The sequence below is a fragment of the Croceicoccus esteveae genome (assembly GCF_031846435.1).
Taxonomy (GTDB): domain Bacteria; phylum Pseudomonadota; class Alphaproteobacteria; order Sphingomonadales; family Sphingomonadaceae; genus Croceicoccus; species Croceicoccus esteveae.
The window spans coordinates 65,751-90,641 of sequence record NZ_JAVRHS010000008.1 but is presented as its reverse complement, the minus strand read 5'-3'; the positions used below and the strand labels follow the sequence as shown (position 1 = coordinate 90,641).

The following is a 24,891-nucleotide window of genomic DNA, read 5'->3' as shown; positions in this document are numbered from 1 at the left end:
ATGCTCACGAACCCGTGATGTTTACAAAAAAGGGGCAGCCGAACCGGCCGCCCCCAATCGTGCATCAGATCATGCGCTTACTTCTTGAGCGACAGGCCGCCAAAACGCTTGTTGAAGCGGGCAACACGGCCACCTTCGTTGACAAGCCGCTGTCCACCTGTCCAGGCCGGATGCGACGTCGGGTCGATTTCCAGCGTCATGGTGTCGCCTTCCTTGCCCCACGTTGAACGGGTCTGGAACGTCTCTCCATTCGTCATCTGAACGGTGATCATATGATAATCGGGATGGGCATCGGCCTTCATGGCATGGTTCTCCATAGATGTAGCCGGTTCCGACCGGCCTGAAACTTTCATCGGGGACAGGAACGACACCCGGAAAATCGCGCCCTTACGACAGCGGCGTCTCGCTGGCAAGGGTCTGGGGTGCTGGGGTACTGGCGCGCGGCACCTGATTGCGCGCCAGCACCCTTGCTGGTATCTGCACGGCTGATTGCCGCCTGTCCGCGCGGCGCCACCCCGGGAAACTGCCTTGCCATCTCCATCCTTGTGCCGCGCCAGCCTGACGTTTGGCGCTGCCTGCCTTGCCATGATTGCCCTGCCCGTGCAGGCACAGGAGGCAGAGACGTTCCAGCGCGTTCGTGTCGGAGTAGGTCCAGGCTTTGGCCCTGCCTATCCGGGGGCTGGCGATGTGACATTCGGTCCTTATTTCGACATTGACCTTGCAGCTGACGGCGAGTTGTTCGGGTTCGAATCGCCTGACGAAAGCTTTGGCATTCCGGTCGTGGAGTTCGGCGGTTTCTATATCGGACCGGCGATCGCTCTGACCGGCAAGCGCAAACAGGAGGATACCGCGCCGGGTCTGCGCACGATCGGCACGACGATAGAGCCTGGAGTTGCGCTTCAGGCTGAACTGGGTGATCGTTTCTATACCTATGCCGAGGTGCGCCGCGGGATCAACGGGCACAATGCTTTTACAGGACAGGCCGGCGTCGATTACATCGTCCGGGCGGCCGATAGCGACTTTGCCGTGTCTGTCGGGCCTCGGCTGAAGTGGGGCGATGCGAAACACGCGCAAGCGTATTTCGGCGTGACGGACGCAGAGGCTCTGGCCAGCGGGCTGGATGCTTACGACCCTGATGGCGGCATCCAGTCAGTTGGCGGCGTCGCCAGCATCGATCTGCCGATCGATGGTAAATGGGGATTGATGAGTTTCGCCGGATATCAGCGCCTGGTCGGCGATGCAGCGGATTCTCCTGTCACACGGCTGTTCGGCAGCCGTGACCAATGGACCGGCGGCGTTGTACTGACCTATACTTTCCGCCGCAAACGGTAGAGCCAATCTGTCGCACAATAACGATCGATTGGCTCTCCCGGCCTCAGTCGGCAATCATTGCGGTAAACTGCGTTTCGCAGGTGACCCTGCCCTCGATGTCTGCCTTGCCGTGGAATTTGCAGACCCGCGCCCGCTTCTGGACAAAACCGACACGCAGGTTGAGCAAATGACCTGGTTCCACCGGCGCCCTGAACTTGGCATTTTCTATGCCCATGAACAGGACGAGCCGGCCCGTGCCTGCCAGTTGGAGTGTCTCTACAGCAAGGATGCCTGCCGCCTGAGCCAGCGCTTCTATCTGTAGCACGCCCGGCATGATCGGACGGCCGGGAAAATGGCCTTGGAAGAACTGCTCGTTGCAGGAAACGGCCTTGACTGCATGGATCGCGTCATCCGCAGCAAGCGATATCACCCGGTCCACCAGCAGCAACGGGTAGCGGTGCGGCAGATATTCCAGGATCCGGCGGTGGTCGAACACGTCCGTTACGTCGCTTTTTCCTGCTGCGTCTTCGCCTTGCATCGTCATCTTGCCTCCACCGGGTATCAGCGACCCGGAGCGGCGGCATTGCCCTGCGGCTGTTGCGGCTGCGGCTGACCCTGCGCGGCGAGCGCCTCGCGCTGCGCCCGCGGCATCCAGCCTGCGGGCGGCACAAGCTGCGCCTGCGGGATAAGGCGGTCAAGCTCAGTCAGGATGTCCTGATTGAGATTATACGCGTTGTCTGCGGCCAGCACTGAATCGGGTGTGAGGATCAGCGTGATCTTCTTGCGTCCCTGTGCGGCCTGCAAGGCCTGCGGCAATTTTTCGCTGATCTGTTCCAGCACATAAGCGCGTGACATGCTCACCGGGCCCAGAAGCTGCTGCAACTCGGCCTGTCCGCGCTGCTCCAGCTGCTGGATCTGCCCGGCCTGCTGCTGGAGCGACTGTTGATTGGGCGAAGCTGCCTGGCTGTCTGTCTGGATGCGGGTATAAAGCGGCTGAAGCTGGGCGGCCAACGCTTGTCGGCGCTGTTCGGCCTGGTCGATCTGCGCCTTGTAAGTGGTCTGCCGTTGCGTTTCAGCGAGCTTGTAGGCGGCCGAATTGACGACGATCGCGTCGGGATTGGCAACCGCGATCCCCGGCACGATTTGCGCGGTAGCGGGCGTCGCCACCAGCAATGCGGCAGGTGCGGTGCCGGCGATCAGTGCCGCTGCGGCGGCTTTCATCATCATGTTCATCAAAATTGCGTCCCTACGTTGAATGAAAAGGCTTTGGGGTCGTCACCGTCTTCCTTCAGCAGCGCTTTGGAAATGTCGATTCGCAGCGGTCCGAATGGCGAGTTCCAGTTGACGCCGATGCCGACCGCGACACGCGGCTTGGGTGTATCACCCAGATATTGCTCCACAAACGGGCCGACGACCAGCGCGTTCGGCGTCTTGCCGTCAGGCGCGGTCGCCTGATCGGTGTAGATGATCGAGGGAAGGGGCTTACCTTCTGCATCGACCCGTTGCGCATACAAGGGGGTCGTTATACTCTGCGTCAGCGGGTCGGTAAGCGCAAAGACGGCACCTGCATCCACGAACAGCGAGGGACGCAACCCCAGCTCACGCGCACCCGATCCCAGCGGGATCTCCAGTTCGGCACGGGTCAGATAATAAGCCTTGCCGCCCAACGCATCGTCGGTCCAGCGGTCGCGATCGTCGCTTACCGTTTCGAAGATGCCATCGTCATCAGTATCCAGCAATGGCTTGCGGATGACCCGCGGACCCACACCGCGGATGTCGAAGCCGCGCATCTGCGGATTGCCCAGGAAGAACCGGTCGGTGAGCCGGATGTCGTCAACGAACGCGCCGCCCCGACTTTCCAGCGCGTGGATATATCCGCCTTCACCCTGTACCGAGAAAACGAAGCCGCTGCCCATACCCCAATACTTGGCGCCGTTGAGCCGCCCACGCAGGTATTTCACCGATCCACCAAGCCCGGCAAAATCGCCGCTTACGGTGACGCGTTCGCCCTTGCTTGGCCGCAACCGGTTGTTGAGCGTATCGTACACCAGCGAGGCACCGACCAGCGAACTCGTGCGATTGCCAAGTGCGTCACACAGATAGCGGCCGGCAAGCAGCGGTTCGCAAGTGCGGATGCCGTCATTGTCGAAATCGGCGAAATACTGGTCCCCCAGTGTCACATCCTCGACCTGCAGTGTGTACCGGCCGATGATCGTCATGTATTCGCTAAGCGGTGTTCCTGCGCGCAGGGAAAAACCTGTGGTGGTGTTTTCGTAAGTCGTGTTGCGGTCGTTGTTAAAATAGTTGAAGCTGTTATAGTCACGCCGGTAAATATCGGCTCCGAACGAAACATTACTGTCGAACACATAAGGTTCGGTAAAACTGATCTGTGCTGATTTGGTGTATCGCGAATAGTTGAGCGACAGCCCGACTGTCTGGCCGCGACCGCGGAAATTGCGCTGCTGGATGGAGCCTTGCAGGATGAAGCTTTCCAGACTTGAAAACCCTGCCGACAATTGCAGTTCGCCGGTGGGCTTTTCCTCGACATTGGCAGCCAGCACGATGCGGTCAGGCGTGCTGCCCGGGCTTTGCTGGATCTCGAAGTTTTCCTGAAAGTAACCGAGCGAATTGATGCGGGCAGTGGACCGGCGCACCTGCAGGGAATTGAACGCATCGCCTTCAGCCAGCCGGAATTCGCGGCGGATCACCTTGTCCTGCGTCAGCGTGTTGCCGTTGATGTCGATCCGTTCGACATAGACGCGCGGCGCCTCGGCAATCTGAAACGTGACGCCCATGGTGAGGTCGTCCTTGTTGCGGGTGTACTGCGGCTGCACATCGCCAAATGCATAGCCGAATGCACCAATGGTCTCGGCCAGCCGCTCGATCGTGTCCTCGACAAGCTTGGCATCATACCAGTCGCCTTCATCCATCGGCAGAGTTGCGGTCAGCGCCGTGTCGTCGAAGTCACGGATCTGACTGTCGACCTTGACGTCGCCGAACTTGTAGCGTTCGCCCTCTTCGACGACATAGGTGATGATGAAATCGCGCTTGTCGGGCGTAAGCTCGGCCACGGCGGAAATCACGCGGAAGTCAGCATAGCCCTGCGTCAGATAGAACTGGCGCAGCTTCTGCTGATCGAACGCCAGCTTGTCGGGATCATAGCTGGTGTTGCCGGAAATGAACGAAAAGGTGCTTGTCTGCTTGGTCAGCATCTCACCGCGCAGCGTACCGTCAGAAAACTTCTCGTTGCCGATGACGTTGATCTGGCGGACCTTGGACTTGGGACCTTCCTTGATCTCGAACACGATATCGACGCGGTTCTGGTCAAGCTGCACCGACTGCGGTTCGACCGTGGCAGCAAATCGACCCTGCCGCTTATAGAGTTCTATGATGCGGGCAACATCGGCACGCACTTTCGAGCGGGTATAGATCTGACGCGGAGCAAGCCGGATTTCAGGCAAGATCTTGTCGTCCTTCAGCCGCTTGTTGCCTTCCAGCACGATGCGGTTGATGACCGGATTTTCCTGAACCTGAATGACGACACGGCCATCGTCCTGGCCGATCCTGACGTCGGCGAACAATTCGGTGGCGTACAGATCCTTCAGCGCAGCGTCGGCCTTTGCCTGCGTGTAAGTGTCACCAGGCGCAAGCTTGATATAGGACAGTATCGTCTGCGCCTCCAGCCGCTGTGCCCCGGCCACGCTAACGCTTCGTATCGTCGGACCCTGCTCCGCCATGGTAGCAGAAGCCGGTACAGGTGCTGTTTGCGGAAGGTCTGCAGCCTGCGCTACGGCCGGGTCCTGCGTCGCGGGCGACTGCAACGGTGCAGTCTCCTGCGCATCCGCAGGCGCTGCCCAGACAGGCACGGACAGGGCAGTGCCCGCCAGCAAGGCGAGTGCCAGCCGATTTCTCGGACCGGCCGCCGCCGTCATGCTGGCAGGCTTGTCAAAGGCCTGTAAACCTTGGTTCCGACTTGCTGTCACTGTATATCCCGTCGTCTGTCTGTTTACCCGGAGAGGCCGGCCCGGCCCCTACCGCGGTTTACCCGTCCGGCACCGGTCGCTGCCCCGTCCCTGATCGCCGCCCCATCCGCGAGAGGCGTTCCTGCCGCATGTGTGCCGCAGGAGCAAGCGTCCCGCTTGCGCAGCCTGACAAAGGAAGCTGGCGTTGCTTGAAAATGCTGCTTGCTTCGCATCATCAACTCCCGAACAGATCGAGGGAGGCAAGGTCGATAAAGGTCACGAAAACCATCAGCGCCAGCACCAGCGCCATGCCTGTGCGAAACGCCCATTCCTGCCCACGTGCTGAAACAGGCTTGCGCCGTATCGCTTCTGCCGCATAGAAAGCCAGATGCCCTCCGTCGAGGACCGGGATCGGCAGCAGGTTTATAAAAGCCAGATTGATCGAGATAAGCGCTACAAATCCGATGAAGGCGCGCCATCCGGACACCAGCTGTTCGCCCGAGAATTTGGCGATCTTGATCGGACCGCCAAGTTCATCGACTGATCTGCGACCCGACAAGATCTGCCACAGACCGACCAGGGACAGCTTCATGATCTTGGCGGTTTCGCGGGTCCCGGCGCCCAGCGCCTCGATCGGGCCTACCGGCTGCAGTTCCCCTGCCGTCGCAAATACGCCAATCTGCCCCATGCGGAAGCGATTGCCGAACCGGTCCTCCTCTTCGTGAACCCCGATCACCATCTGGGTGTCGAACTGGCTGCCGTCTCGCTCGACGGTCAAATCGAGATTTTCACCCGGATAAGGCAAGACCTTGTCGCGCAACTCCTGGAAACCGTCGATCGAACTGCCTTCGACGGCTATAATGCGGTCGCCTGGCTGAAGCCCGGCCTGCGCTGCGGGTGAACCGGCCACAAAGCCGCCGATTACCGGCTCTGTTACAACCTTGCCATACGCAAAGGTGAACCCGGCAATGATCAGGATCGCAACCAGCAGGTTGGTGACTGGCCCTGCCGCAACAATCAGCGCACGCTGGCCCAGAGTGCGCGCCTGGAAGGTCCGGTCACGCTCCTGCGGCGGCAAATCCAGCCACTCCTGTGTCGGCTGGCTGGCCGGGTTCATGTCTCCGGCAAACTGCACATAACCGCCAAGCGGCAAAGCGGACAATTTCCAGCGCGTGCCATGCCGGTCGGTAAACCCTGCAAGCTCCTTGCCAAAGCCGATCGAGAACGCCTCGGCCTTGACGCCGAACCAGCGACCAACCAGGTAGTGGCCAAGTTCATGCACCACCACCAGCGGGCCGAGCACCAGAGCAAAACCGATGATCGCGGTAAAGATGTTGGCGTTTTCGAACATCACGCGTCCTGCAGCATTCCTGACGCCCTGACGCGGGTTTCAGCGTCAATCGCAATGACCTCGTCGAGGCTGGCGACCGCCGGAACATGAGAGCAGGTGTCGAGCATCTGCTCCACCATTGCCGCGATCTTTGTGAACCCGATCTGACCGGCAAGAAAAGCCGCGACCGCAATTTCGTTGGTGGCATTCAGCATCGCGGGCGCGGAGCCACCTCGGGCGCAGGCCTCCCGTGCAAGCCGGGTTGCGGGAAACAGCGCCTCATCGGGTGTACGAAATTCAAGTTTCCCGATGGCGGCAAGATCGAGCGGTTCACACGGCGTCGTCATGCGTAGCGGCCAGGCAAGCGCCGAGGCGATCGGGACACGCATGTCCGAAGGGCCAAGCTGGGCGAGCGTCGAACCATCGGTGTATTCCACCATGGAATGCACCACCGACTGCGGATGAACAATGATCCGCAGCCGATCCAGCCCGACGGGGAAAAGATGGAAGGCCTCGATCAGCTCGAGCCCCTTGTTCATCATGGTGGCAGAATCCACGCTGATCTTGGCACCCATATCCCAGTTGGGGTGCGCGACTGCTTGTGCAGGCGTTGCTGCCATTATCTGCTCGCGCGTGGCATCGCGAAACGGGCCGCCACTGGCCGTCAGCGTGATGGTGCGCACTTCCGACAGGCGATTGCCCTGAAGGCACTGGAAAATTGCATTGTGCTCCGAATCGACCGGAAGCAGCGTTGCGCCATGCCGGGCGACAGCTGCCATCATCACCGAGCCTGCGGATACCAGCGCCTCCTTGTTGGCAAGCGCGATCGTCTCTCCCTGCTCGATTGCGGCCATGGTAGGGGCCAGCCCGGCACAACCTACGATGGCTGCCATCGTCAAATCGGCACCGCTTGCCGCAGCCTCGATCATGGCCTGCTCTCCAGCGGCGGCCTTGACCTTGCTGCCGGCAAGCGCGCTTCGCAGCGCAGGCAGACCTGCTTCATCGGCAACCACAGCGAGTTCGGCGCCGAACTCGAGCGCCAGCGTTGCAAGTTCCTCCGCCTGCGTATTTGCTGTCAGGGCAATTACCCGCCACTGCGCGCGATTGCGCCGCAGCAGGTCGAGCGTCGATGATCCCACCGACCCGGTAGCGCCAAGAATGCTGATGGAGCGGGGCGGTTCGTGCATCGTCATGCCTGCATCATCGTTGGATAGAGCACGCCGACAATCAACAGCACGGGCAGCAGGCCATCAGTACGATCGAAGATGCCGCCGTGCCCGGGGATCAGTCGTGACGAATCCTTGACCAGAGCCCGGCGCTTCATCCAGCTTTCGAAGAAATCTCCGGCCTGCGCTGCTATTGCCAGCAACGCGCCCAGCATTGCGGCCACGCCGTAGGGTGCAAGAGACCCCTGCACTGACGCACCGCCGCCTGCTGGCGTGGTGACCGCCACATGAGCGGCAACCGCCGCACAGCACCACAGCGCCGCGCCGATCATGCCGCCCAACAGCCCTGCCCAGGTCTTCGACGGGCTGATCCGGGGCGCGATCTTGGGTCCGCCGATGGTGCGACCGGCAAGATACGCGCAGGTGTCGGTCATGACTGCAACGCCAAGCGCAAAGACGAAAACCGCAGCAGGCATGGTCACGGCCATGACTGCAGCTGCGCCGATGTAAAGCGCGCCGCCTGCAAGCCAGGCAAGCGCGTGTCCGGTGCTGACTGGCCAGCGCCGGACAAGCCGCGCCCATTCCCAAAAGGTCGCTGCTGCAACGATGAGGACAAGCGCATCAAGAATCCAGCCGCCGCGCCACAGCGCAAAGCCGGCAATGGCAAGCATGAGGACCGCGCTGGTCAGCCGCACCGGCAGGTCGGTATTGCGTGCACCCTGCGCGCGGACCTTTGACCGCACCGGATCAGCGTCCGCCATAACGTCGTTCCCGGCTGGCGAACTGGTCCATGGCCGCTTGCAGATGCTGCATCGTGAAATCGGGCCACAAGACGTCGAGGAAACACAATTCGGCGTAAGCCGCCTGCCACAGCAGGAAATTGGACAGGCGCACCTCACCCGAGGTACGGATCAAGAGGTCAAGCGGCGGCATGTCGGCTGTGTCAAGATGGCGGGCAATGCTGGCCTGCGTAACCTCTCCTTCCGCCGCTGCCGCACGCGCCGCGCGGGCAATTTCCTGCTGCGCGCCATAGTTGAGCGCGATCGCAAGCGTGGTGCCCGTGTTGCGACAGGTGCGATCAACGGCATCTTCTACGAGAGTGACAGCTTCTGAATCGAAGGCATGATAGTCACCCAGCACCTTTAGCCGAACGCCATCCGCGGCAAGTTCATCAAGATCGGCACGAATGAAATGCTTCAGGAGCGTAGTAAGATCGGAAATCTCATCCTGGGGACGACGCCAGTTTTCCGATGAAAAGGCAAAGAGCGTCAATGCCTCCAACCTGGTCTGCCTCACCCCACGCAGCAAGGCACGCACCGCATCCACTCCCCGCTTGTGACCAATCGCGCGCGGCAAGTGACGCCGCCGGGCCCAGCGCCCGTTGCCATCCATGATGATGGCAACGTGCCGCGGATGACTGCCCGCGCCTGGCCCGGCCAGCGCAGCAGACGCCGCAGCGGGAAAAGGCGCAGCCGCGCTCACTGGCTCATGATTTCCTTTTCCTTGGCAGCAGCGGCGGTATCGACATTGGCAATATGAGCATCGGTCAGCTTCTGGACTTCCTCTTCAAGCCGCTTGCGCTCGTCTTCGGAAATCTCTTTCTTCTTCTCGTCGGTTTTCAGCATTTCCATACCGTCGCGCCGCACGTTGCGAATGGCCACCTTGGCTTTCTCCGCATATTGCCCGGCCAGCTTGGCAAGGTCGCGGCGACGCTCTTCGGTAAGGTCGGGGATCGGCAGCCGGATGTTCTGCCCGTCTATCATCGGGTTGAGACCCAGCCCGGCTGACCGGATCGCCTTTTCGACCGGCGTCATGTTGGATCGGTCCCAGACCTGCACACTGAGCATGCGCGGATCCGGTGCGGAAACTGTCGCCACCTGGTTGAGCGGCATGTTGGCTCCGTAAACCTCCACGACAATCGGGTCGAGCAGGCTGGTGTTGGCACGCCCGGTACGCAGACTTGCAAGATCGCCGCGCAGCGATTCGTTGGCACCGTCCATGCGGCGCTCCAGATCAGCCTTGTCATACTTGGCCATCTTTAATTCCTCTCAGCCTGTTCGTTGATCTGTGGTGTCGCAAACGACCGTCTGGACACCGTTGCCTTCAAGGACACGGGCCAGATTGCCCTCCTCGCGGATGGAAAAGACGATGATGGGAATGCTGTTGTCGCGGCACAAGGCAACTGCAGAAGCGTCCATCACTTTCAGATTTTCGGCAAGAACAGTGTCGTAATCGACCACATCGTAGCGTTTGGCATTGCTGTCATGCTTGGGATCGGCATCGTACACGCCATCCACGCTTGTTCCTTTGAACAGCGCATCGCATTTCATTTCGGCAGCTCGCAACGCGGCCCCGGAATCGGTCGTAAAATAGGGGCTGCCAACGCCAGCGGCAAAAATGACGATGCGCCCCTTGGCAAGGTGGCGTTCCGCCCGGCGGCGGATCACCGGCTCGCATACGGTGTCCATCTGCACCGCGGATTGCACGCGTGTTGCAACGCCGAGCTTTTCGAGACTGCTCTGCATCGCCAGCGCATTCATGACGGTTGCCAGCATACCCATGTAATCCGCCTGCGCCCGGTCCATGCCACTGGCCGCACCGGCCATGCCACGAAAAATATTGCCACCGCCGATCACCAGGCAAATTTCAAGCCCGGTCTGCTTGACTGCGACAACCTCGGCGGCAAGCCGATCGACATAGGCGGTATCAATGCCGAACTGCTGTTCCCCCATGAGGACTTCGCCGGACAGTTTCAGCAAAATGCGTTTGAATTGGGGCAAGGCCATGGGCGAGAACGTTCCGCAAACGGAGAAAGTGCGCTCCTTAGCCGCCCTGCGAGCCGGGCGCAAAGAGAAAGCCCGCGCCAGGCGAACCTGTGCCGTTAACGGAGCTGATGCGGCAAAGCGACGCTACCAGCTACAGCATCAGACGCAAACGGCCGCCGGCCTCGATCGAGACTGGCGGCCGTTCCGCTAGAATACAGCGTTGATCAGCCAGCGGCAGCGGCGGCAACCTCTGCGGCAAAATCGCTTTCCTGCCGTTCGATACCTTCGCCAAGCTGGAAGCGAACGAAATCCTTCAGCACGATTTTTGTACCAGCGTCCTTGCCTGCCTGCTCCACGATCTGCGAAACCGGCGTCTTGTTGTCCATCACGAAAATCTGGCTGAGCAGCGCATTTTCCTTGGCGAACTTGTTTATCGCGCCTTCGACCATCTTTTCCTGCACGTTTTCCGGCTTGCCACTTTCGGCAGCCTTGTCCCGTGCGATACCACGCTCCCGCTCGATCAGGTTGGCGTCAAGATCCTCAGCGGTGAGCGCCTGCGGAAAAGCTGCTGCGATATGCATTGCAAGCTGCTTGCCCAATTGCTCGAGGACAGCGGCGCCCGCGTCGCTTTCCAATGCAACAAGCACGCCAATCTTGCCGAGATTCGGCGCGACGGCATTGTGCATGTATGGAACCACCAGGCCGCTTGACACCGAAACGCTTTTGATGCGGCGAATCGACTGATTCTCGCCGATCGTGGCGACATTGTTCGTCAGCTTTTCGGCAATGGTGCCGCCGCCCGGGTAATCCGCCGCTTTCAGCGTCTCGACGTCATCGCTGCCAGCGGCAAGCGCCTGCTGTGTGACGTTGCGAACAAATTCCTGGAACTGGTCGTTCTTGGCAACGAAATCGGTTTCCGAATTCACCTCGACAGCAACGCCGCGAGCGCCTTCGACAGCGACGCCGACAAGCCCTTCAGCTGCAGTGCGGCTCGATTTCTTCTGCGCTGCTGCAAGACCCTTGGCCCGCAGGAAATCGACGGCAGCCTCGATGTCGCCACCTGTCTCCTCAAGCGCCTTCTTGCAATCCATCATGCCCGCGCCGGTCTTTTCGCGCAGGTTCTTCACGTCAGCGGCGGTATAGGCCATTGCGTCGTACCCTCTTACATAAATAAAGCTCCGCCGTAACGTGTTTCCACATCCGGCGGAGTTGATTGTTAGTCCAGAACCGTCCGCGTCAGGCGACTGCTTCTTCCGCCACCGGCACGTCCATGGCACCGATGTCGGCACCGGAATCGGCAATACCCTTGGCGTTACCCTTGGTCGCGGCCTGCGCAATTGCATCGCAGTACAGCCGGACGGCACGGCTGGCATCGTCGTTGGCCGGTACGGGAAAGGCAATGCCGGACGGATCGACATTGGTGTCGAGCACTGCCACCACGGGAATGCCAAGCACATTGGCTTCCTTGATCGCCAGTTCCTCGACATTGGCGTCGATCACGAACATCACGTCGGGAATGCCGCCCATGTCACGGATGCCGCCCAGCGACATCTCGAGCTTGTCCCGCTTGCGCGTCAGATCGAGAATTTCCTTCTTCGTCAGACCGGAAGTATCGCCCGACAGCTGATCCTCAATGGTCTTCAGTTTCTTGATCGACTTGGAGATCGTCTGCCAATTGGTAAGCATACCGCCCAGCCAGCGATGGTTGACGAAATACTGCCCACTGGCCAGCGCAGCCTCCCGGATGGGGTCCTGCGCCTGTCGCTTGGTGCCGACAAACAGCACCTTGCCGCCGGCCTGCACGGTGGACGATACAAAATCGAGAGCGCGCTGCATCAACGGCACCGTCTGCGACAGGTCGATGATGTGAATGCCATTGCGTGAGCCGAAGATATACGGCTTCATCCGCGGGTTCCAGCGGTGGGTCTGGTGGCCGAAATGGGCTCCGGCCTCGATCAATTGCTGCATGCTGACGCCAGTGGACGCCATAGGTAATTCCTTTCCGGTTGAGCCTCTGGAAGACGGGAACCGGGAACAGCAAGTTCACGGCACCGGCATGTTTGCCTTCCATGTGGAGTTATCCGCAAGCCAATGCGCCGGTCATGATGGCTGACGCAAAGATTGCAGACACGCGGCGCTTAACAGCACGGCGTGCAAAATGGAACCAAAAAACGGTCTCGGCTAAGCGCGCGCGCCACGATCCGATGCGTTCAACTGCGCCTGCTTGACCTTGCGATAGCGGATAAAGCCGTAGGGTAGGAGCGCAAGATAGATTGCACACACCGCGACCAGGGTGAACCACGGTTCAAGCAGTGCAGCAGCGCTCATGATGCCCAGCAGCGCAATCAGTTCGATGCGAATGGAGCGGCGCGGCTTGAGCGCGGCCCAACTGAGAGTAGCAAGGTTCGAAATCATGAGAAACGCTATCGCCACGATCCACAAGGCAACCAGGACCGGTTCGCGAAACAGCGGTTCGCCAAATGCCATCCACAGATACAGCGGGAGAAACGCCAGGCCTGCCCCGACAGGCGCTGGAACACCGGTCAGAAATCCGGCCGATTTGTGCGGCTGCTCCTCTTCGTCGATCTGGGCATTGAAACGGGCAAGGCGCAGCATGCAGCACAACGCCAGTGCGAGCGCGGCAAACCAGCCGATCCGCGGCAGATCCTGCAACGACCACAAGAAGATGATGAGCGCAGGCGCGACTCCGAAGGACAGCGAATCGGCAAGACTGTCGAGCTCTGCTCCAAAGCGGCTCTGCGCCTTGAGCAGCCGGGCAATGCGCCCATCGATGCCGTCCAGCAGCCCGGCCAGGACAACAGCAAGCACAGCCTGCCCCCATGCGCCATCTGTTGCAAAGCGGATGCCGGTCAGGCCGAAGCACAATGCAGCAGCGGTAATCGCGTTGGGCACGATTGCCCGCACTGACAATCCGCGGCTGCGGCGCGATGGCACCGCGCGTTCCCCCTGGCTGATCCTTGGACCGACATCGCCGGCTTCTGCCTGACGGAGCTCGTGGTCATGATCGTTCATAACGCATATCCTTCGATCAAAGATGCCTCGCCAAGCCTTGCAAGCACCGTTTCTCCAGCGATGGTCCTTTGTCCCAGCACCACGCATGGTTCGGTTCCGTGCGGCAGGAAAACATCGACCCTGCTGCCGAAACGGATGAGGCCGATCCGCTGCCCTGCCCCAACCTGATCGCCGGGTTTGACGAACGGCACGATGCGCCTGGCGACGACACCTGCGATCTGGGTGAGGCCGACCTGCACGCCATCGCTGCGTTCGATCAGGGTATGCTGCCGCTCGTTGTCCTCGCTTGCCTTGTCGAGTTCGGCGTTGACGAACTTGCCAGGAATGTAGGCAATGCGCCGGACCATCCCCGCAATCGGGCTGCGGTTGATATGCATGTCGAACACGCTCATGAAAATGGAGATGCGGGTGACCGGTTCCCCGATAACCGTCCTCATTTGCGCTGCGTCATCCACCAGCAGCTCCAGCGGCAGGGACGTTGTCGCGATGCAGGTGATCATTCCGTCAGCCGGAGCGATGACAAGGCTATCGTCCTGAGGAACCACCCGCGCAGGATCGCGGAAGAACGCCAGCACCCACACAGTGACAGCAGCCATCGGCCAGGCCAAGGTTTCCCATGCCATATAGGCAAAGAACAGGGTCAATCCGGCGGCGATCACCGCGTATTTGCGACCTTCGGGGTGGACCTGCGGCCAGTGCCACCGGGCATCGCCCCGCCCGCGATTGTCGAGAACTTCTCCTGCCATGGTATCAGCACCTAGGCCATCGGACGAAAGGCGGCAAGCAACTGGCCGTTGCGCGGTGACATTCGCCAGACCGGCAGCGCGTGACCGACAACGAAGCAACGCCCCTAGTGTCGATGTCGGCACCGACAACGACATGTCGCCGCTGATCATCTTGTTAAAACCACATGCGACAACGCGTCATTGCGGGATGACGCGGGTATTCAGCCCCTTGGAACAGTGTCGGTGACCATCACATAGGCACCGGCACATACGCCGGTTTTCATTCCTTCCTGCCGCAGCCTGCAAAGCAACCCTAATCCGAAGAACGACTGGAAGTGCGCAAGATTGACAGGCGGACAATCATCCCGGCATCATCGTTGCACGCGCGGATGGAAGGGCAGAGCTGCCATGGGCCTGCGGCATACAGTCCACAACGGGTAAATTTGCACCGCGATCACAGCGCGGCAGAGCTAGCCGCCTGTTGCGACGCCCACAAAACACCGTGCGGGACTGGCAGGTAACAGGACCTGAGCCAGTCAGCACGGACTGCCTCTTCCTGTTTGGCGAAGCAACCGTTCTCGCATCTTTGGCAAAGCGCAACGCCAGTCGCAAACGTCCATGTGCGCCTGCAACGATCTGGTGTTTCAGATGCCGCCAGCCGCGCGCGCCAGCCAAGAACATGGTCGATGCGACGTTTCAGGATGCCACCACAGTCGACCTTGGCGCCGATCGTGACGTGTGCGGCACGCTGATGCACCGCCGCGCCCGATTGGCCGCTATCGCCGCGATCGTGCCCCATCTTGGACGTCTGAATAAGCGGGCAGGCCGACGCACATGTGAGCGCACCGCCTCCTCCCCAAATTGTGACGGTCGAAGGGACGGACCAAAATACCCGGGGCGGTATTTCTGTGCAACGGCAGCGCCAGGAGGCGTTCCCATAATTGATCTGTGGTGGTTACCGAAGGCGCAGATGCGCCGGATGGAGCCGTGTTTTTTTGCTTTCACGCGGAGTGCCGCGGGTAAATGATCGCCGGTTATCAGCGGGATTATCCTTGTGATCCGCAACGGCCTGCGCTGGCGCGATGCACCCGTCGATCACGGCCCGCCCAGGACGATCTATTACCGGTTTGTCCGCTGGAGCCGCATGGGCGTGTGCAACAAGATTTTCGCAGGCTCGGCGGTTCAAGGACGCCAAGCCGATCAGTTGATGATTGGTCCCACTTGTCCGAAGGCGCATCGCACGGCGGCCCGTCGCTTGAAAAAGAGGTTGTTCCCAGACGTACTGGACGCACCATAGACGCATTGAGCTCAAAGCTTCACGCGATGTGCGATGGCGCGGGGCGGCCGCTGATCCTAGGGCAGATGAGCGATTGCAAGGGCGCGGCATCACCGCATGCATCCCTTCAAAAGCCATCCGCAAAATTCCCATTCCTCATGACCGCGCACTCTATTGCCAGCGCCACAATGTCGAAGATGTGTTTGGCAGGATCAAAGACCGGCGTTGCATCCACACCCGCTGTGATCGGTGCGCCTACACGGCCTTTTGGGCCATCTGCATCGCCGCAATCGTCACCTTCTGGATCACTTAAATGAGTCCTGAGCCTGGTGGCCGGTTCGAAGTTGAAAGAACAGCTTGTCGCCTACAGCGTCGATGCGACAAAGATCCAAGTGACCGCTACGCCAAGCAGACGCCATCTATACCACTGCCCCGCCCAGTTTTTGCAAAAACGCTCCTCCGACATTCTTCCATAAGCTGTACTTCGATCCGCGTCTGTCGAGCTGGTACAATACAGGTCCGGACTCGTTCCGCTGGTTCGCAAGCAAAGCCGGGCAGAGAAACAACCTGATCTTCATGCCACATGGCATGTTGTTCCGAAAAGCCATACACACTTTGTCCGAACACAAGATCGGCAGAGTGTGAGCCGAAATCCCTGAGGAAACGCGCGAGGCTTCAAACATGCTGATCGACGTTGACGGACCGCGCCGCTTTGATATGTCTTCCTCCTTGGAGCAGACGGTGACCTCGGCGAAGCATCAAGTCAGATCCACGGGTTCCTCGTGCGCTCGCGGGTCGTGTTCCTGCTAGCCTCCAGGAGCGCTCTCGGCTCGCAAGGAGAGGCGGCGCTGCCCTTCCTCCGAATAGGGAAGAGGGAAGAACATCTATTCGACGTAGTATCCGCACTCGCCAACCGGGCCGCGATCGGCAAGCGCTGTTGCGCCGAGCAGGTGCAACTGGTCGCCCACACCTTTGCCTTGTCCGACACGCCAGCAGCGGAGCGGGCGGCCAACGCGATCGCTGCCGCGGTCGCACAGCGAAACGGCGGGTTGCAATGCGGATAGCATACGTGATCAACTCCATGGAGGGGGGTGGAGCGCAAACCTCTCTTCCCAAGATCGTCTGCGCGCTCGAGAAGGCCGGAGCACATGTGCGTGTTCTGGCACTCACCCGGCGCAACGGGCTTGCCATAGAGAGATTGAGGACGAACGGCATCGAAGCGGTTGTGCGCGATGGCGGCGAGAAGGACCACCTCACCGCCTACCGCTGGATCCACGATCAGGCGCGTGAATGGGCTGCAGATGTGATCTGGACCTCTTTGACCCGCTCCACTCTCCTTGGGCAGATTGCGGGCAAAACGCTTGGCATTCCCGTTGTGTCCTGGCAGCACAATGCGTTTCTCAAGCCCTGGAACGAACGGCTGCTGCGCTGGCGTGCCGATGCTTCGCACATCTGGGTGGCGGACAGTTTGCAGGTGGCCGTATTGACCAAGGACCGCCTGGGCGTTGCGAAAGAATGCCTCATCACCTGGCCCATCTTCGCCGCCGAACCGTGTGCTCTCAAGGCGCGGCCCTGGAAGCCGGGAGAAACCCTGCAGGTCGGCAGCCTCGGAAGGCTCCACCCGAACAAGGGTTACGACATCCTTATCGACGCGCTTGCCATGATGCACGCCGAGCGCCTGACGCCGAGTACGCCCTTCCGAATTGTGATCGGAGGCACCGGCGCAGACGAGGCTGCACTGCGCGCCCGCGCCTTGAACAAGGGAGTGGAAAGGATCTACTTCACAGGGTTTGAAAACGATACCGCAGGGTTTCTGGCAAACCTTCATCTTTACTTGCAACCGTCACGCCGTGAAGGCTTCTGCATCGCCGCGCATGAAGCGATGCAGGCGGGCTTGCCGGTCATCGTGTCCCGCACCGGAGAGATGCCGTTGACCGTCGACAATCCTGCCATTGGACGTGTGGTGGAAGTTGCCGATCCGAAGTCGCTGGCTACCGCGCTGAGCCAATTGCTGAGTGCCCCCCAGGAACTCGCTGGCATGGGACAGGCAGCACGAGAGCGGGTGCTGGAGAGGTTCTCGCAAACTTGGTTTGATTCTGTGGGGGCGACAAGTGTTCGGCGCCTTGAAGACCTTCTCAGTCAACGTTGAGCACGCGCCACCCGCGCGCTGCCGCCGGTGCCCGCTTGCCGTAGTATTCAATGCGCAAGGAACTTTATGCCTTAAAATAAACATGAGCAAGATCTTGGCTGGATCGGTAGAAGAGCACTCTACGCAGCGTTTAGGCAAGTAAGCGGCTGTCCCGACGCGGCAAGCAAAAGGTTTAATTTGACGGCTGGTATCAGAGACTCACGAGCGAAAGCCCATAGATCAGCTCAGGACCTATTGGCATAGCGCGGTAGCCATGTGCAGGTGGCGGCAAGGCAGAGGAAGCCATGAAACGAGACGGCAATCTTGTCGTAGCGGGCGCGATGCGGCGCAATTGCCCGCAAGCATTGCACAGCCGCTCGACATGGTTCCGATCGCGGTTAGCGCCGATATTCGTATGAAGCTGGATCACGGCGGTTGGCCTCGGGGATGACCGGGAGGATGTTGTGCAGCAGCAGTGTTTCGCGGACGGCGTCGCTGTCGTATCCCTTATCGGCGAGCAGCGCCTTGAGAGGGTTCACCGGCAAATCAAGCAACTGGGGCACAGCACGACACCAGGACACCTCGTCGCCGGTCAGGCCGAAGCCAGGAGGGCGTCCCTGACGGTGTTCTGCGCACGCCTGCGGCTCCACCGCGGGCCTAAGTGCGCATTGGGATCTTGCTCGTAAGGCCGCCGCAGCTTTGGCCAGAGCCTTCCTTGCAGCCCCCGTTTAGCGCCCGCTACTGCAAGAATGGCCGCATTCTCGGTGTGATATTGGCGGGCAGCCACGCGGAACGTCACCCTGGCCGCAGCTTCGTCCTTTTTCTCGGCCAGAACGTCGCGCTTTCCAACCTTGATCGCGTTGCGCAGTTCGTCCGCTTTAGCGCGCGCTTGTGCCAGCGAGACGATCTTGGCGCTACCCAGCCTCACAGTTTGGCGCTTTCCGTCACACTGGATCCGCACAAGCCCTTGCGCACTGCCTGCTCCGCCGTCACGGTTCGCCCGCACTTTAAGAAACAAACCGTCACCGTCCTGATAGGTGCCGGGTTTCAAGAGATTTGCCCTGACTGCCAGCGCCGTAAGCTTGCCCATTGCGTTCCCCCACACTTTCCGACCCCATTTTGAGAGGCCAATGTGTGGGGGAAAGCCGATTTACCCCCACACTTCCCCCACACTTTGCTCCGGCTGTATGCGAACGACACCGGACGCAGGGGGACGATTCGCTAAGATTTTCGGGACTTCCACGATCTTTTGCGGATGCTGGCGAATAAGAAGTTGGTGGACAGGGCTGGATTCGAACCAGCGTACGCTCTCGCGGGCAGATTTACAGTCTGCTGCCATTAACCACTCGGCCACCTGTCCACACAGGGCGATGCTGCAAAGCAAAAGGCTTCGCGGCGGAACCAGGGAATCCGATTACCCTCTGGCCGTGCCGCGCTCCTTTGGCGAAGCGGTGCTTGCCTGTCAACAGGCAGGCTGGCAGGAGCGTTGCGCAGACACAGGGATTGAACAGGAACATGGCAAAAAAGGACCAGCGGGCGTTGCGCGGTCGCGCAGGGCGGATGCAGGGCGGCCGCGGGAGCGGTCGTTCAGGCGCGGCACCGGTGCGTCTGTGGGGACAGCATGCCGTTGCCGCCGCGCTTGCCAATCCGGACCGCGACATCATCAAGATCTGGGGCACGCGCGAAGCGATCGATGGCTTGCTTGCAAACGATGATCTATCGATGCCGGCGCAAACGGGCATTGCCTATGCTCAAAGCGCGGACCTAGGGAGGATGGTCGCCCGCGACGCACCGCACCAGGGCCTGGTGCTCGAATGCGCGCCGCTGCCCGACAGGTTTGTCGCCGATGTAGCGGCGGGCGAGGCCAACGCACCGGTCGTCGTGCTCGACCACGTGACTGATCCGCACAATGTGGGTGCGATCATGCGATCCGCCGCAGCGTTCGGCGCTGCCTGTCTGGTGACGCAGGACCGGCATGCGCCAAGTGAGACAGGAGTATTGGCGAAAGCAGCTTCAGGCGCGCTGGAAACACTGCCGTGGGTGCGCGTGGTCAATCTTGCAAGAACACTCGATGAATTGGCCGACGCCGGATACTGGCGCATCGGGCTTGACGGCGATGGCGAGACGAACCTTTCAAAGGCACTGCCCAGCGGCCCGGTTGCGCTGGTGTTGGGCGCGGAAGGTGACGGCTTGCGTTACAACATCGGTCAGCATTGCGACCAGATCGCGCGACTGCCGATTGCAACCGCGGTGGAAAGCCTCAACGTCTCCAACGCGGCGGCAATCGCGCTTTATGCCTGTGCCATGCGGCCACACATCAACATCTGACCGGACCGCTTGACTGGCCATGCGCCCGCATGGGCACATCCACGCGTGATGCGCCCATGTTCAAGACAGCGTAACCAGATAAGGCGCCATCATCGCGGACCGTTGCCGCTGGGGTCAGATCAATGTGCGGTGGCCGAAATGACGCCGGTGGCAGGGACGGGCTGACTGGCAAGATCATCAGCCTCGCTCCATTCGATGGGCCGCGTAGGCTCTGCTAGCGCCAGTTCCAGCACCGCATCCACGTGACTGACAGGAACGATGTTCAGCCGGTCAAGAATGTTTGCCGGGATCTCGACCAGATCCTTGCGGTTCTCCTCCGGAATGAGGACAGTGGTGATGCCGCCCCGCAGAGCCGCCAGCAGCTTTTCCTTCAGCCCGCCGATCGCCAGCACCCGCCCCCGCAGCGTAACCTCGCCGGTCATGGCGACATCGGCACGCACGGGGATACCGGTCAGCGTCGATACCAGCGATGTCACCATGCCGACACCGGCGCTGGGTCCATCCTTTGGCACCGCCCCTTCGGGCAGATGGATGTGGATATCCTTGCGCTGGAAGATGGACGGTTTGATGCCATAGGCAGGTGCGCGCGCCCTGACAAAGCTGAAAGCCGCCTGCACGCTTTCGTTCATGACTTCGCCAAGCTTGCCAGTCGTGCGTGCCTGTCCCTTACCAGGAACGGTCACGCTTTCGATAGTCAGCAACTCGCCGCCAACTTCGGTCCAGGCAAGACCGGTGACCGCACCGACCTGATTTTCCTCGTCGGATACACCGTGGCGATACTTGCGCACGCCCGCGAAGTCGCCAAGGTTCTCAGGTGTGATGGTGACGCTGGTTTCCTTGCCTTCCAGGATCCGCCGCAGGCTTTTGCGCGCCAGGCGGGCGATTTCCCGCTCCAGCGTGCGCACTCCTGCTTCCCGGGTGTAATAGCGGATAAGATCGCGCAGCGCCGCATTGGTCAGCGTGAACTCGCCTTCCTTCAGCCCGTGCTGCTCTACCTGCTTTTCGATGAGGTGACGCTCGGCGATTTCTACCTTTTCGTCTTCGGTGTAACCTTCAAGGCGAATGATCTCCATGCGGTCGAGCAGCGCCTGCGGCAGGTTGAGCGAATTGGCAGTGCACACGAACATCACGTCAGAAAGGTCGTAATCGACCTCCAGATAATGGTCCTGAAACCTGGAGTTCTGTTCAGGGTCCAGCACTTCCAGCAGCGCAGAGGCAGGGTCGCCCCGGAAATCCTGCCCCAGCTTGTCGATCTCGTCGAGCAGGAACAGCGGATTGGACGTGCCGGCCTTCTTCAGATTGGTGATTACCTTGCCCGGCAGGGAACCGATATAGGTGCGGCGATGCCCTCTGATCTCGGCTTCATCCCGCACCCCGCCCAGCGACTGGCGCACAAATTCCCGCCCCGTTGCACGCGCGATCGACCGGCCAAGCGACGTTTTGCCAACGCCTGGAGGTCCGACCAGACACAGGATCGGCCCCTTCAGCTTGTTGGTGCGCGCTTGTACGGCAAGGTATTCGACGATGCGATCCTTTACCTTTTCAAGAGCATAGTGATCGGCGTCGAGGACTTCCTGCGCCTGGCCGATGTCCTTTTTCAGCTTCGACTTCTTGCCCCACGGCAGGCCCAGCAGCACGTCAAGATAATTGCGTATTACGGTCGCTTCCGCGCTCATTGGCTGCATCGCCTTGAGCTTCTTCAGCTCGGCAGTGGCCTTGGCCTTGGCTTCCTTCGACAGCTTCAGCTTTGCGATCTTTTCGGCAAGCTCGGAAAGTTCATCGCCGTCGTCACCTTCGCCGCCCAGCTCCGACTGGATCGCTTTCAGTTGCTCGTTGAGATAATATTCGCGCTGCGTCTTTTCCATCTGCCGCTTGACCCGGCCGCGGATGCGCCGTTCGACCTGCAGCACGCCAAGCTCGCCTTCCATGAACGACATGCCCATTTCCAGCCGCTTCAGCGGATCGCGTTCGTTCAGCATGGCCTGCTTGTCCGATACCTTGACCGCGATGTTTGCGGCTATCGCATCGGCAAGGCGCGAGGCATCGTCGATCTCGGAAAGCTGTTCGCCCGCGTCGGATGACAGCTTCTTGTTGAGCTTGGCATAGTCGCCGAACTGCTCGGTCGCCTGCCGCATCATGGCGGCAGCTTCGTTGCCGGAAGCGGTGATCTCGTCGAGCATCTCTGCCTCGGCCAACAGCATTTCGCCCGTGTCCTTTACAGACTGCAGTGTGGCACGCTCCTGACCTTCCACCAACACCCGCACGGTGCCGTCAGGAAGTTTCAGTAGCTGAAGAACGCTGGCAACCACGCCCACGTCATAAAGGTCCGTTTCAGCGGGGTCATCGCAGGCAGGATCTAGCTGGGCGACGAGCAGGATGCGCTTGTCGCCTGCGCCATCCTCCTCATCTGCAGCAGCACCTGCACCATCCTCGGCAGTGCCGGGCTGCGCCATCGCTGCCTCGAGCGCGGCCACGGATTTCTCCCGGCCGACGAACAGCGGCACCACCATGCCAGGGAAAACGACAATGTCGCGCAAGGGAAGAAGCGGAAAATCTGCCATTGATCATGTGTCCAAACTGCCGGGCGGGAAATTAAGCGCACGGTCTTTCTGTCTGCAAAAGTGCTTTCCCCAGATATGGGAGCGCCCCGCGAACGCGCAAGCAGGCGTGTTCCCGTGCCGCGGCGCTCAAAGACCCAGCTTGGACAAATCGAAGCCCGGCGGCAGACCCGATTGCGACTGGATCTTCTGCATTTCTTCGTTGGCGCGATTGTCGGCGCGGCTGCGCGCATCGTTGAAGGCTGCGGTGATCAGGTCCTCCAGCATCTGCTTGTCAGAAGGCACGATCAGGCTGTCATCGATGCTGACACCGAGGATGCGGCCCTTGGCCGTGCTGCGGATCTTGACGAGGCCGCCTCCCGACACGCCTTCGACCTCGATGTTGTCCAGCGTCGTTTGCGCATCGGTCATCTGTTTCTGGATCGTCTCGGCCGCCTGCTGTGCAGCCTGGATCATTTCTTCCATCGATTTCATCGTGCCACTCCTTGATTGTGTCAGGCCATTCCAGACCATTGCTGTTGCTAAGCCCGGTGCCATTTGCGTTCATGCACCGCGGCGACTTCTGCATCTTCCATCAATTGTGCGCCTTCGAATGCAGCCATTGCAGCTTGCACCAGCGGAGCGTTGCGAACGATGTCCCGTTCCGCTTGTGCCTGCGCCTTTGCAGCTTCGCCAAGCGAGGGTTGCGCTTCTACGCCTGCTTCGGCCAGCACCACGGTCCACGGTTCTGCCGTGGCACGCGACAGTGCATCGCGCAATTCTGTCCGCAGATCTTCGTCATATCCTGGCGCTGGTCGATACACGAGGCTGCCTTGCGTCAGCGCAACGACGCGCACCCAGTCGCGCATGATCTGCCCCGCCTGCAGCATTCCTGCGTCCTCCACCTGCGCAACCAGATCAGCCCAGGAAGGAGGCGGTGACGCTGCCACCGTCAGGGCCGACATTGCGGTGGCAGGAACAACTGCCTGCCCCTGCCGGGACGTCTCTGGATCCACCGATCCTGCGGCGATTGATGCTGCACCGGCGGTCAATGATTCCAGCTGTCGCGCAAGTGTTCCGGGGTCCGGCATGTCGGCAGCGTGCATCACCCGCAGCAGCGCCATCTGCGCTGCAACCAGAGGATCAGGCGCAGTACGCACCTCTTCATAGCCTTTCAAAAGCAATTGCCAGAGCCTGTGCAGCTGCGCCGCGCCAAGCCTGGCGGCAAACTGCTCGACAATATCGCCATCGGCAGCGGCAGCCGCTTCCCCCCTTGCACCTTTCAACCCTGCTTCTGTGGCCGTGGCGGCAAGCTGGTGCAAAGTGATACGATGGACAAGCTCCATCTGTCCGCGCAGCAGCGCGACAGGCTCCACGCCGAGCGCATATTGCTGCTCCACGCCATCAAGCAGCGCCGCGCCCTTGCCGCCGAGCAGATCCTCCAACATGCGGCCTTGCACGCTCTTGTCTGCAAGGCCGAGCATCTCGCGCACCTGCGCTGCCGTAACGATTGCGGCCTTGCCGTCGCTCGCCATGTCGGCATGGGCGATTGCCTGATCCAGAATGGAAAGGCCGTCCCGCACCGATCCTTCGGCAGCGGCCGCGACGATGGCGAGTGCCTCGTCTTCTGCTTCCACGTCCTCCTGTTGGCAGATCCAGGCGAAATGATCCTTCAGCATCGGCGCGGTGATGCGGCGCAGATCAAAACGCTGCGTGCGTGAGAGCACCGTCACCGGCAGCTTGTCGACCTCGGTTGTGGCAAACAGGAACTTCACATGCGCAGGCGGTTCTTCGAGCGTCTTGAGCAAGGCGTTGAACGCGTTGCGCGACAGCATGTGCACTTCATCGATGATGTAGATCTTGTACCGTGCCGAAACGGCGGCGTAGCGCACCGCCTCGATGATTTCGCGCACGTCATCGACGCCGGTGTGGCTGGCCGCGTCCATCTCGATCACATCGATGTGCCGCCCTTCGCCGATTGCGACGCACGGCTCACACTGGCCACACGGCTCGATCGTCGGCCCGCCAGCACCGTCGGGGCCGATGCAGTTGAGCGCCTTGGCAATCAGCCGCGCGGTGGATGTCTTGCCGACACCGCGAACCCCGGTCATCAAGAAAGCATGCGCCAGCCGGTCGCGACTGATGGCGTTGGCCAGCGTGCGCACCATGGCGTCCTGACCGATCAGCTGGGCAAAGTTGCGAGGCCGGTATTTGCGTGCCAGAACGCGATAAGGCTGCACCGGCGCCGGACCGGCATGGCCACCGTCGGCTGCGCCGAAGAACTCAGGGGAATCATCCATAAGTCACAAGCTAGTGGTGAGCGCGCAGTT

22 protein-coding genes, 1 tRNA gene and 1 pseudogene are annotated in these 24,891 nt (G+C 60.7%); 4 read left to right on the top strand and 20 right to left on the bottom strand.

The window, feature by feature from the left end:
* Positions 1-77: 77 nt before the first annotated feature.
* Positions 78-302, bottom strand: a complete 225-nt coding sequence (rpmE, locus tag RM533_RS10315) for a 50S ribosomal protein L31 (protein ID WP_311341150.1) — start codon at positions 300-302, stop codon at positions 78-80.
* Between the two features lie 226 nt (positions 303-528).
* Here rpmE and RM533_RS10310 point away from each other — a divergent pair, with 226 nt between their 5' ends.
* Positions 529-1,332, top strand: a complete 804-nt coding sequence (locus tag RM533_RS10310) for a MipA/OmpV family protein (RefSeq protein ID WP_311341149.1) — start codon at positions 529-531, stop codon at positions 1,330-1,332.
* A gap of 43 nt (positions 1,333-1,375) precedes the next feature.
* Here RM533_RS10310 and fabZ read toward each other — a convergent pair whose 3' ends face one another.
* From fabZ to RM533_RS10245, 13 genes are all read right to left on the bottom strand, one after another.
* A complete protein-coding gene (fabZ, locus tag RM533_RS10305; RefSeq protein WP_311341176.1) occupies positions 1,376-1,849 on the bottom strand; it encodes a 3-hydroxyacyl-ACP dehydratase FabZ in 474 nt (157 codons plus the stop codon).
* Between the two features lie 23 nt (positions 1,850-1,872).
* Positions 1,873-2,544, bottom strand: coding sequence for an OmpH family outer membrane protein (locus RM533_RS10300; RefSeq protein ID WP_311341148.1), 672 nt, complete (start codon positions 2,542-2,544; stop codon positions 1,873-1,875).
* Positions 2,544-5,243, bottom strand: a complete 2,700-nt coding sequence (gene bamA, locus RM533_RS10295) for an outer membrane protein assembly factor BamA (protein ID WP_311341147.1) — start codon at positions 5,241-5,243, stop codon at positions 2,544-2,546. The genes RM533_RS10300 and bamA overlap by 1 nt, the downstream gene beginning before the upstream one ends.
* Before the next feature lie 265 nt (positions 5,244-5,508).
* Positions 5,509-6,624, bottom strand: coding sequence for an RIP metalloprotease RseP (gene rseP / locus RM533_RS10290; protein ID WP_311341146.1), 1,116 nt, complete (start codon positions 6,622-6,624; stop codon positions 5,509-5,511).
* Positions 6,624-7,790 carry a 1-deoxy-D-xylulose-5-phosphate reductoisomerase gene (dxr, locus tag RM533_RS10285; protein ID WP_311341145.1) on the bottom strand — a complete coding sequence of 389 codons (1,167 nt, stop codon included), beginning with the start codon at positions 7,788-7,790 and terminating at the stop codon, positions 6,624-6,626. Before dxr ends, rseP begins: the two co-directional genes overlap by 1 nt.
* A gap of 2 nt (positions 7,791-7,792) precedes the next feature.
* Positions 7,793-8,530 carry a phosphatidate cytidylyltransferase gene (locus RM533_RS10280; RefSeq protein WP_311341144.1) on the bottom strand — a complete coding sequence of 246 codons (738 nt, stop codon included), beginning with the start codon at positions 8,528-8,530 and terminating at the stop codon, positions 7,793-7,795.
* Positions 8,517-9,161, bottom strand: a complete 645-nt coding sequence (gene uppS, locus RM533_RS10275; RefSeq protein ID WP_311341175.1) for a polyprenyl diphosphate synthase — start codon at positions 9,159-9,161, stop codon at positions 8,517-8,519. The genes RM533_RS10280 and uppS overlap by 14 nt, the downstream gene beginning before the upstream one ends.
* A gap of 86 nt (positions 9,162-9,247) precedes the next feature.
* On the bottom strand, positions 9,248-9,805 hold the full coding sequence (frr, locus tag RM533_RS10270; RefSeq protein WP_311341143.1) for a ribosome recycling factor: 558 nt from the start codon (positions 9,803-9,805) through the stop codon (positions 9,248-9,250).
* A gap of 12 nt (positions 9,806-9,817) precedes the next feature.
* A complete protein-coding gene (gene pyrH / locus RM533_RS10265) occupies positions 9,818-10,555 on the bottom strand; it encodes a UMP kinase (protein ID WP_311341142.1) in 738 nt (245 codons plus the stop codon).
* Between the two features lie 203 nt (positions 10,556-10,758).
* Positions 10,759-11,682, bottom strand: coding sequence for a translation elongation factor Ts (gene tsf / locus RM533_RS10260; protein ID WP_311341141.1), 924 nt, complete (start codon positions 11,680-11,682; stop codon positions 10,759-10,761).
* Positions 11,683-11,770: 88 nt separating this feature from the next.
* Complete coding sequence (gene rpsB, locus RM533_RS10255) at positions 11,771-12,523, bottom strand: 30S ribosomal protein S2 (RefSeq protein ID WP_311341140.1); 753 nt, start codon at positions 12,521-12,523, stop codon at positions 11,771-11,773.
* Between the two features lie 192 nt (positions 12,524-12,715).
* The gene (gene pssA / locus RM533_RS10250) at positions 12,716-13,567 is read right to left on the bottom strand and encodes a CDP-diacylglycerol--serine O-phosphatidyltransferase (protein WP_311341139.1); all 852 of its coding nucleotides are present in this window, start codon (positions 13,565-13,567) and stop codon (positions 12,716-12,718) included.
* A complete protein-coding gene (locus RM533_RS10245) occupies positions 13,564-14,313 on the bottom strand; it encodes a phosphatidylserine decarboxylase (RefSeq protein WP_311341138.1) in 750 nt (249 codons plus the stop codon). The genes pssA and RM533_RS10245 overlap by 4 nt, the downstream gene beginning before the upstream one ends.
* 916 nt (positions 14,314-15,229) lie before the next feature.
* On the opposite strand from RM533_RS10245, the pseudogene RM533_RS10240 reads away from it, so the two are divergent.
* Positions 15,230-15,881 (top strand): annotated as a pseudogene (locus tag RM533_RS10240) (transposase).
* Between the two features lie 741 nt (positions 15,882-16,622).
* Complete coding sequence (locus RM533_RS10235) at positions 16,623-17,717, top strand: glycosyltransferase family 4 protein (RefSeq protein ID WP_311341137.1); 1,095 nt, start codon at positions 16,623-16,625, stop codon at positions 17,715-17,717.
* Positions 17,718-18,094: 377 nt separating this feature from the next.
* Here the strand turns inward: RM533_RS10235 and RM533_RS10230 are convergent, their stop codons facing one another.
* The 3 genes from RM533_RS10230 to RM533_RS10220 form a co-directional block, all read right to left on the bottom strand.
* A complete protein-coding gene (locus RM533_RS10230) occupies positions 18,095-18,259 on the bottom strand; it encodes a hypothetical protein (RefSeq protein ID WP_311341136.1) in 165 nt (54 codons plus the stop codon).
* A gap of 29 nt (positions 18,260-18,288) precedes the next feature.
* The gene (locus tag RM533_RS10225; RefSeq protein ID WP_311341135.1) at positions 18,289-18,786 is read right to left on the bottom strand and encodes an Arm DNA-binding domain-containing protein; all 498 of its coding nucleotides are present in this window, start codon (positions 18,784-18,786) and stop codon (positions 18,289-18,291) included.
* Positions 18,787-18,970: 184 nt separating this feature from the next.
* Positions 18,971-19,056 (bottom strand) — tRNA-Tyr (locus RM533_RS10220).
* Positions 19,057-19,211: 155 nt separating this feature from the next.
* Here RM533_RS10220 and RM533_RS10215 point away from each other — a divergent pair.
* Positions 19,212-20,024 carry a TrmH family RNA methyltransferase gene (locus tag RM533_RS10215; RefSeq protein ID WP_311341134.1) on the top strand — a complete coding sequence of 271 codons (813 nt, stop codon included), beginning with the start codon at positions 19,212-19,214 and terminating at the stop codon, positions 20,022-20,024.
* 119 nt (positions 20,025-20,143) lie between these two features.
* Here RM533_RS10215 and lon read toward each other — a convergent pair whose 3' ends face one another.
* From lon to RM533_RS10200, 3 genes are all read right to left on the bottom strand, one after another.
* Positions 20,144-22,585, bottom strand: coding sequence for an endopeptidase La (gene lon / locus RM533_RS10210; RefSeq protein WP_311341133.1), 2,442 nt, complete (start codon positions 22,583-22,585; stop codon positions 20,144-20,146).
* Positions 22,586-22,711: 126 nt separating this feature from the next.
* Positions 22,712-23,056, bottom strand: a complete 345-nt coding sequence (locus RM533_RS10205; protein ID WP_311341132.1) for a YbaB/EbfC family nucleoid-associated protein — start codon at positions 23,054-23,056, stop codon at positions 22,712-22,714.
* A 47-nt stretch (positions 23,057-23,103) separates the two neighbouring features.
* Positions 23,104-24,861 carry a DNA polymerase III subunit gamma/tau gene (locus tag RM533_RS10200; RefSeq protein ID WP_311341131.1) on the bottom strand — a complete coding sequence of 586 codons (1,758 nt, stop codon included), beginning with the start codon at positions 24,859-24,861 and terminating at the stop codon, positions 23,104-23,106.
* Positions 24,862-24,891: the final 30 nt, after the last annotated feature.

Bases quoted from the DNA above. Each gene is read 5' to 3' on its own strand.
- dxr (WP_311341145.1), bottom strand. From the start codon at position 7,790: ATGCACGAACCGCCCCGCTCCATCAGCATTCTTGGCGCTACCGGGTCG.
- RM533_RS10215 (WP_311341134.1), top strand. From the start codon at position 19,212: ATGGCAAAAAAGGACCAGCGGGCGTTGCGCGGTCGCGCAGGGCGGATG.
- RM533_RS10225 (WP_311341135.1), bottom strand. From the start codon at position 18,786: ATGGGCAAGCTTACGGCGCTGGCAGTCAGGGCAAATCTCTTGAAACCC.
- bamA (WP_311341147.1), bottom strand. From the start codon at position 5,243: ATGACGGCGGCGGCCGGTCCGAGAAATCGGCTGGCACTCGCCTTGCTG.
- rpmE (WP_311341150.1), bottom strand. From the start codon at position 302: ATGAAGGCCGATGCCCATCCCGATTATCATATGATCACCGTTCAGATG.
- lon (WP_311341133.1), bottom strand. From the start codon at position 22,585: ATGGCAGATTTTCCGCTTCTTCCCTTGCGCGACATTGTCGTTTTCCCT.
- rseP (WP_311341146.1), bottom strand. From the start codon at position 6,624: ATGTTCGAAAACGCCAACATCTTTACCGCGATCATCGGTTTTGCTCTG.
- frr (WP_311341143.1), bottom strand. From the start codon at position 9,805: ATGGCCAAGTATGACAAGGCTGATCTGGAGCGCCGCATGGACGGTGCC.
- tsf (WP_311341141.1), bottom strand. From the start codon at position 11,682: ATGGCCTATACCGCCGCTGACGTGAAGAACCTGCGCGAAAAGACCGGC.
- RM533_RS10280 (WP_311341144.1), bottom strand. From the start codon at position 8,530: ATGGCGGACGCTGATCCGGTGCGGTCAAAGGTCCGCGCGCAGGGTGCA.
- pssA (WP_311341139.1), bottom strand. From the start codon at position 13,567: ATGAACGATCATGACCACGAGCTCCGTCAGGCAGAAGCCGGCGATGTC.
- rpsB (WP_311341140.1), bottom strand. From the start codon at position 12,523: ATGGCGTCCACTGGCGTCAGCATGCAGCAATTGATCGAGGCCGGAGCC.
- RM533_RS10235 (WP_311341137.1), top strand. From the start codon at position 16,623: ATGCGGATAGCATACGTGATCAACTCCATGGAGGGGGGTGGAGCGCAA.
- RM533_RS10205 (WP_311341132.1), bottom strand. From the start codon at position 23,056: ATGAAATCGATGGAAGAAATGATCCAGGCTGCACAGCAGGCGGCCGAG.
- RM533_RS10200 (WP_311341131.1), bottom strand. From the start codon at position 24,861: ATGGATGATTCCCCTGAGTTCTTCGGCGCAGCCGACGGTGGCCATGCC.
- RM533_RS10245 (WP_311341138.1), bottom strand. From the start codon at position 14,313: ATGGCAGGAGAAGTTCTCGACAATCGCGGGCGGGGCGATGCCCGGTGG.
- RM533_RS10300 (WP_311341148.1), bottom strand. From the start codon at position 2,544: ATGAACATGATGATGAAAGCCGCCGCAGCGGCACTGATCGCCGGCACC.
- pyrH (WP_311341142.1), bottom strand. From the start codon at position 10,555: ATGGCCTTGCCCCAATTCAAACGCATTTTGCTGAAACTGTCCGGCGAA.
- fabZ (WP_311341176.1), bottom strand. From the start codon at position 1,849: ATGCAAGGCGAAGACGCAGCAGGAAAAAGCGACGTAACGGACGTGTTC.
- uppS (WP_311341175.1), bottom strand. From the start codon at position 9,161: ATGGATGGCAACGGGCGCTGGGCCCGGCGGCGTCACTTGCCGCGCGCG.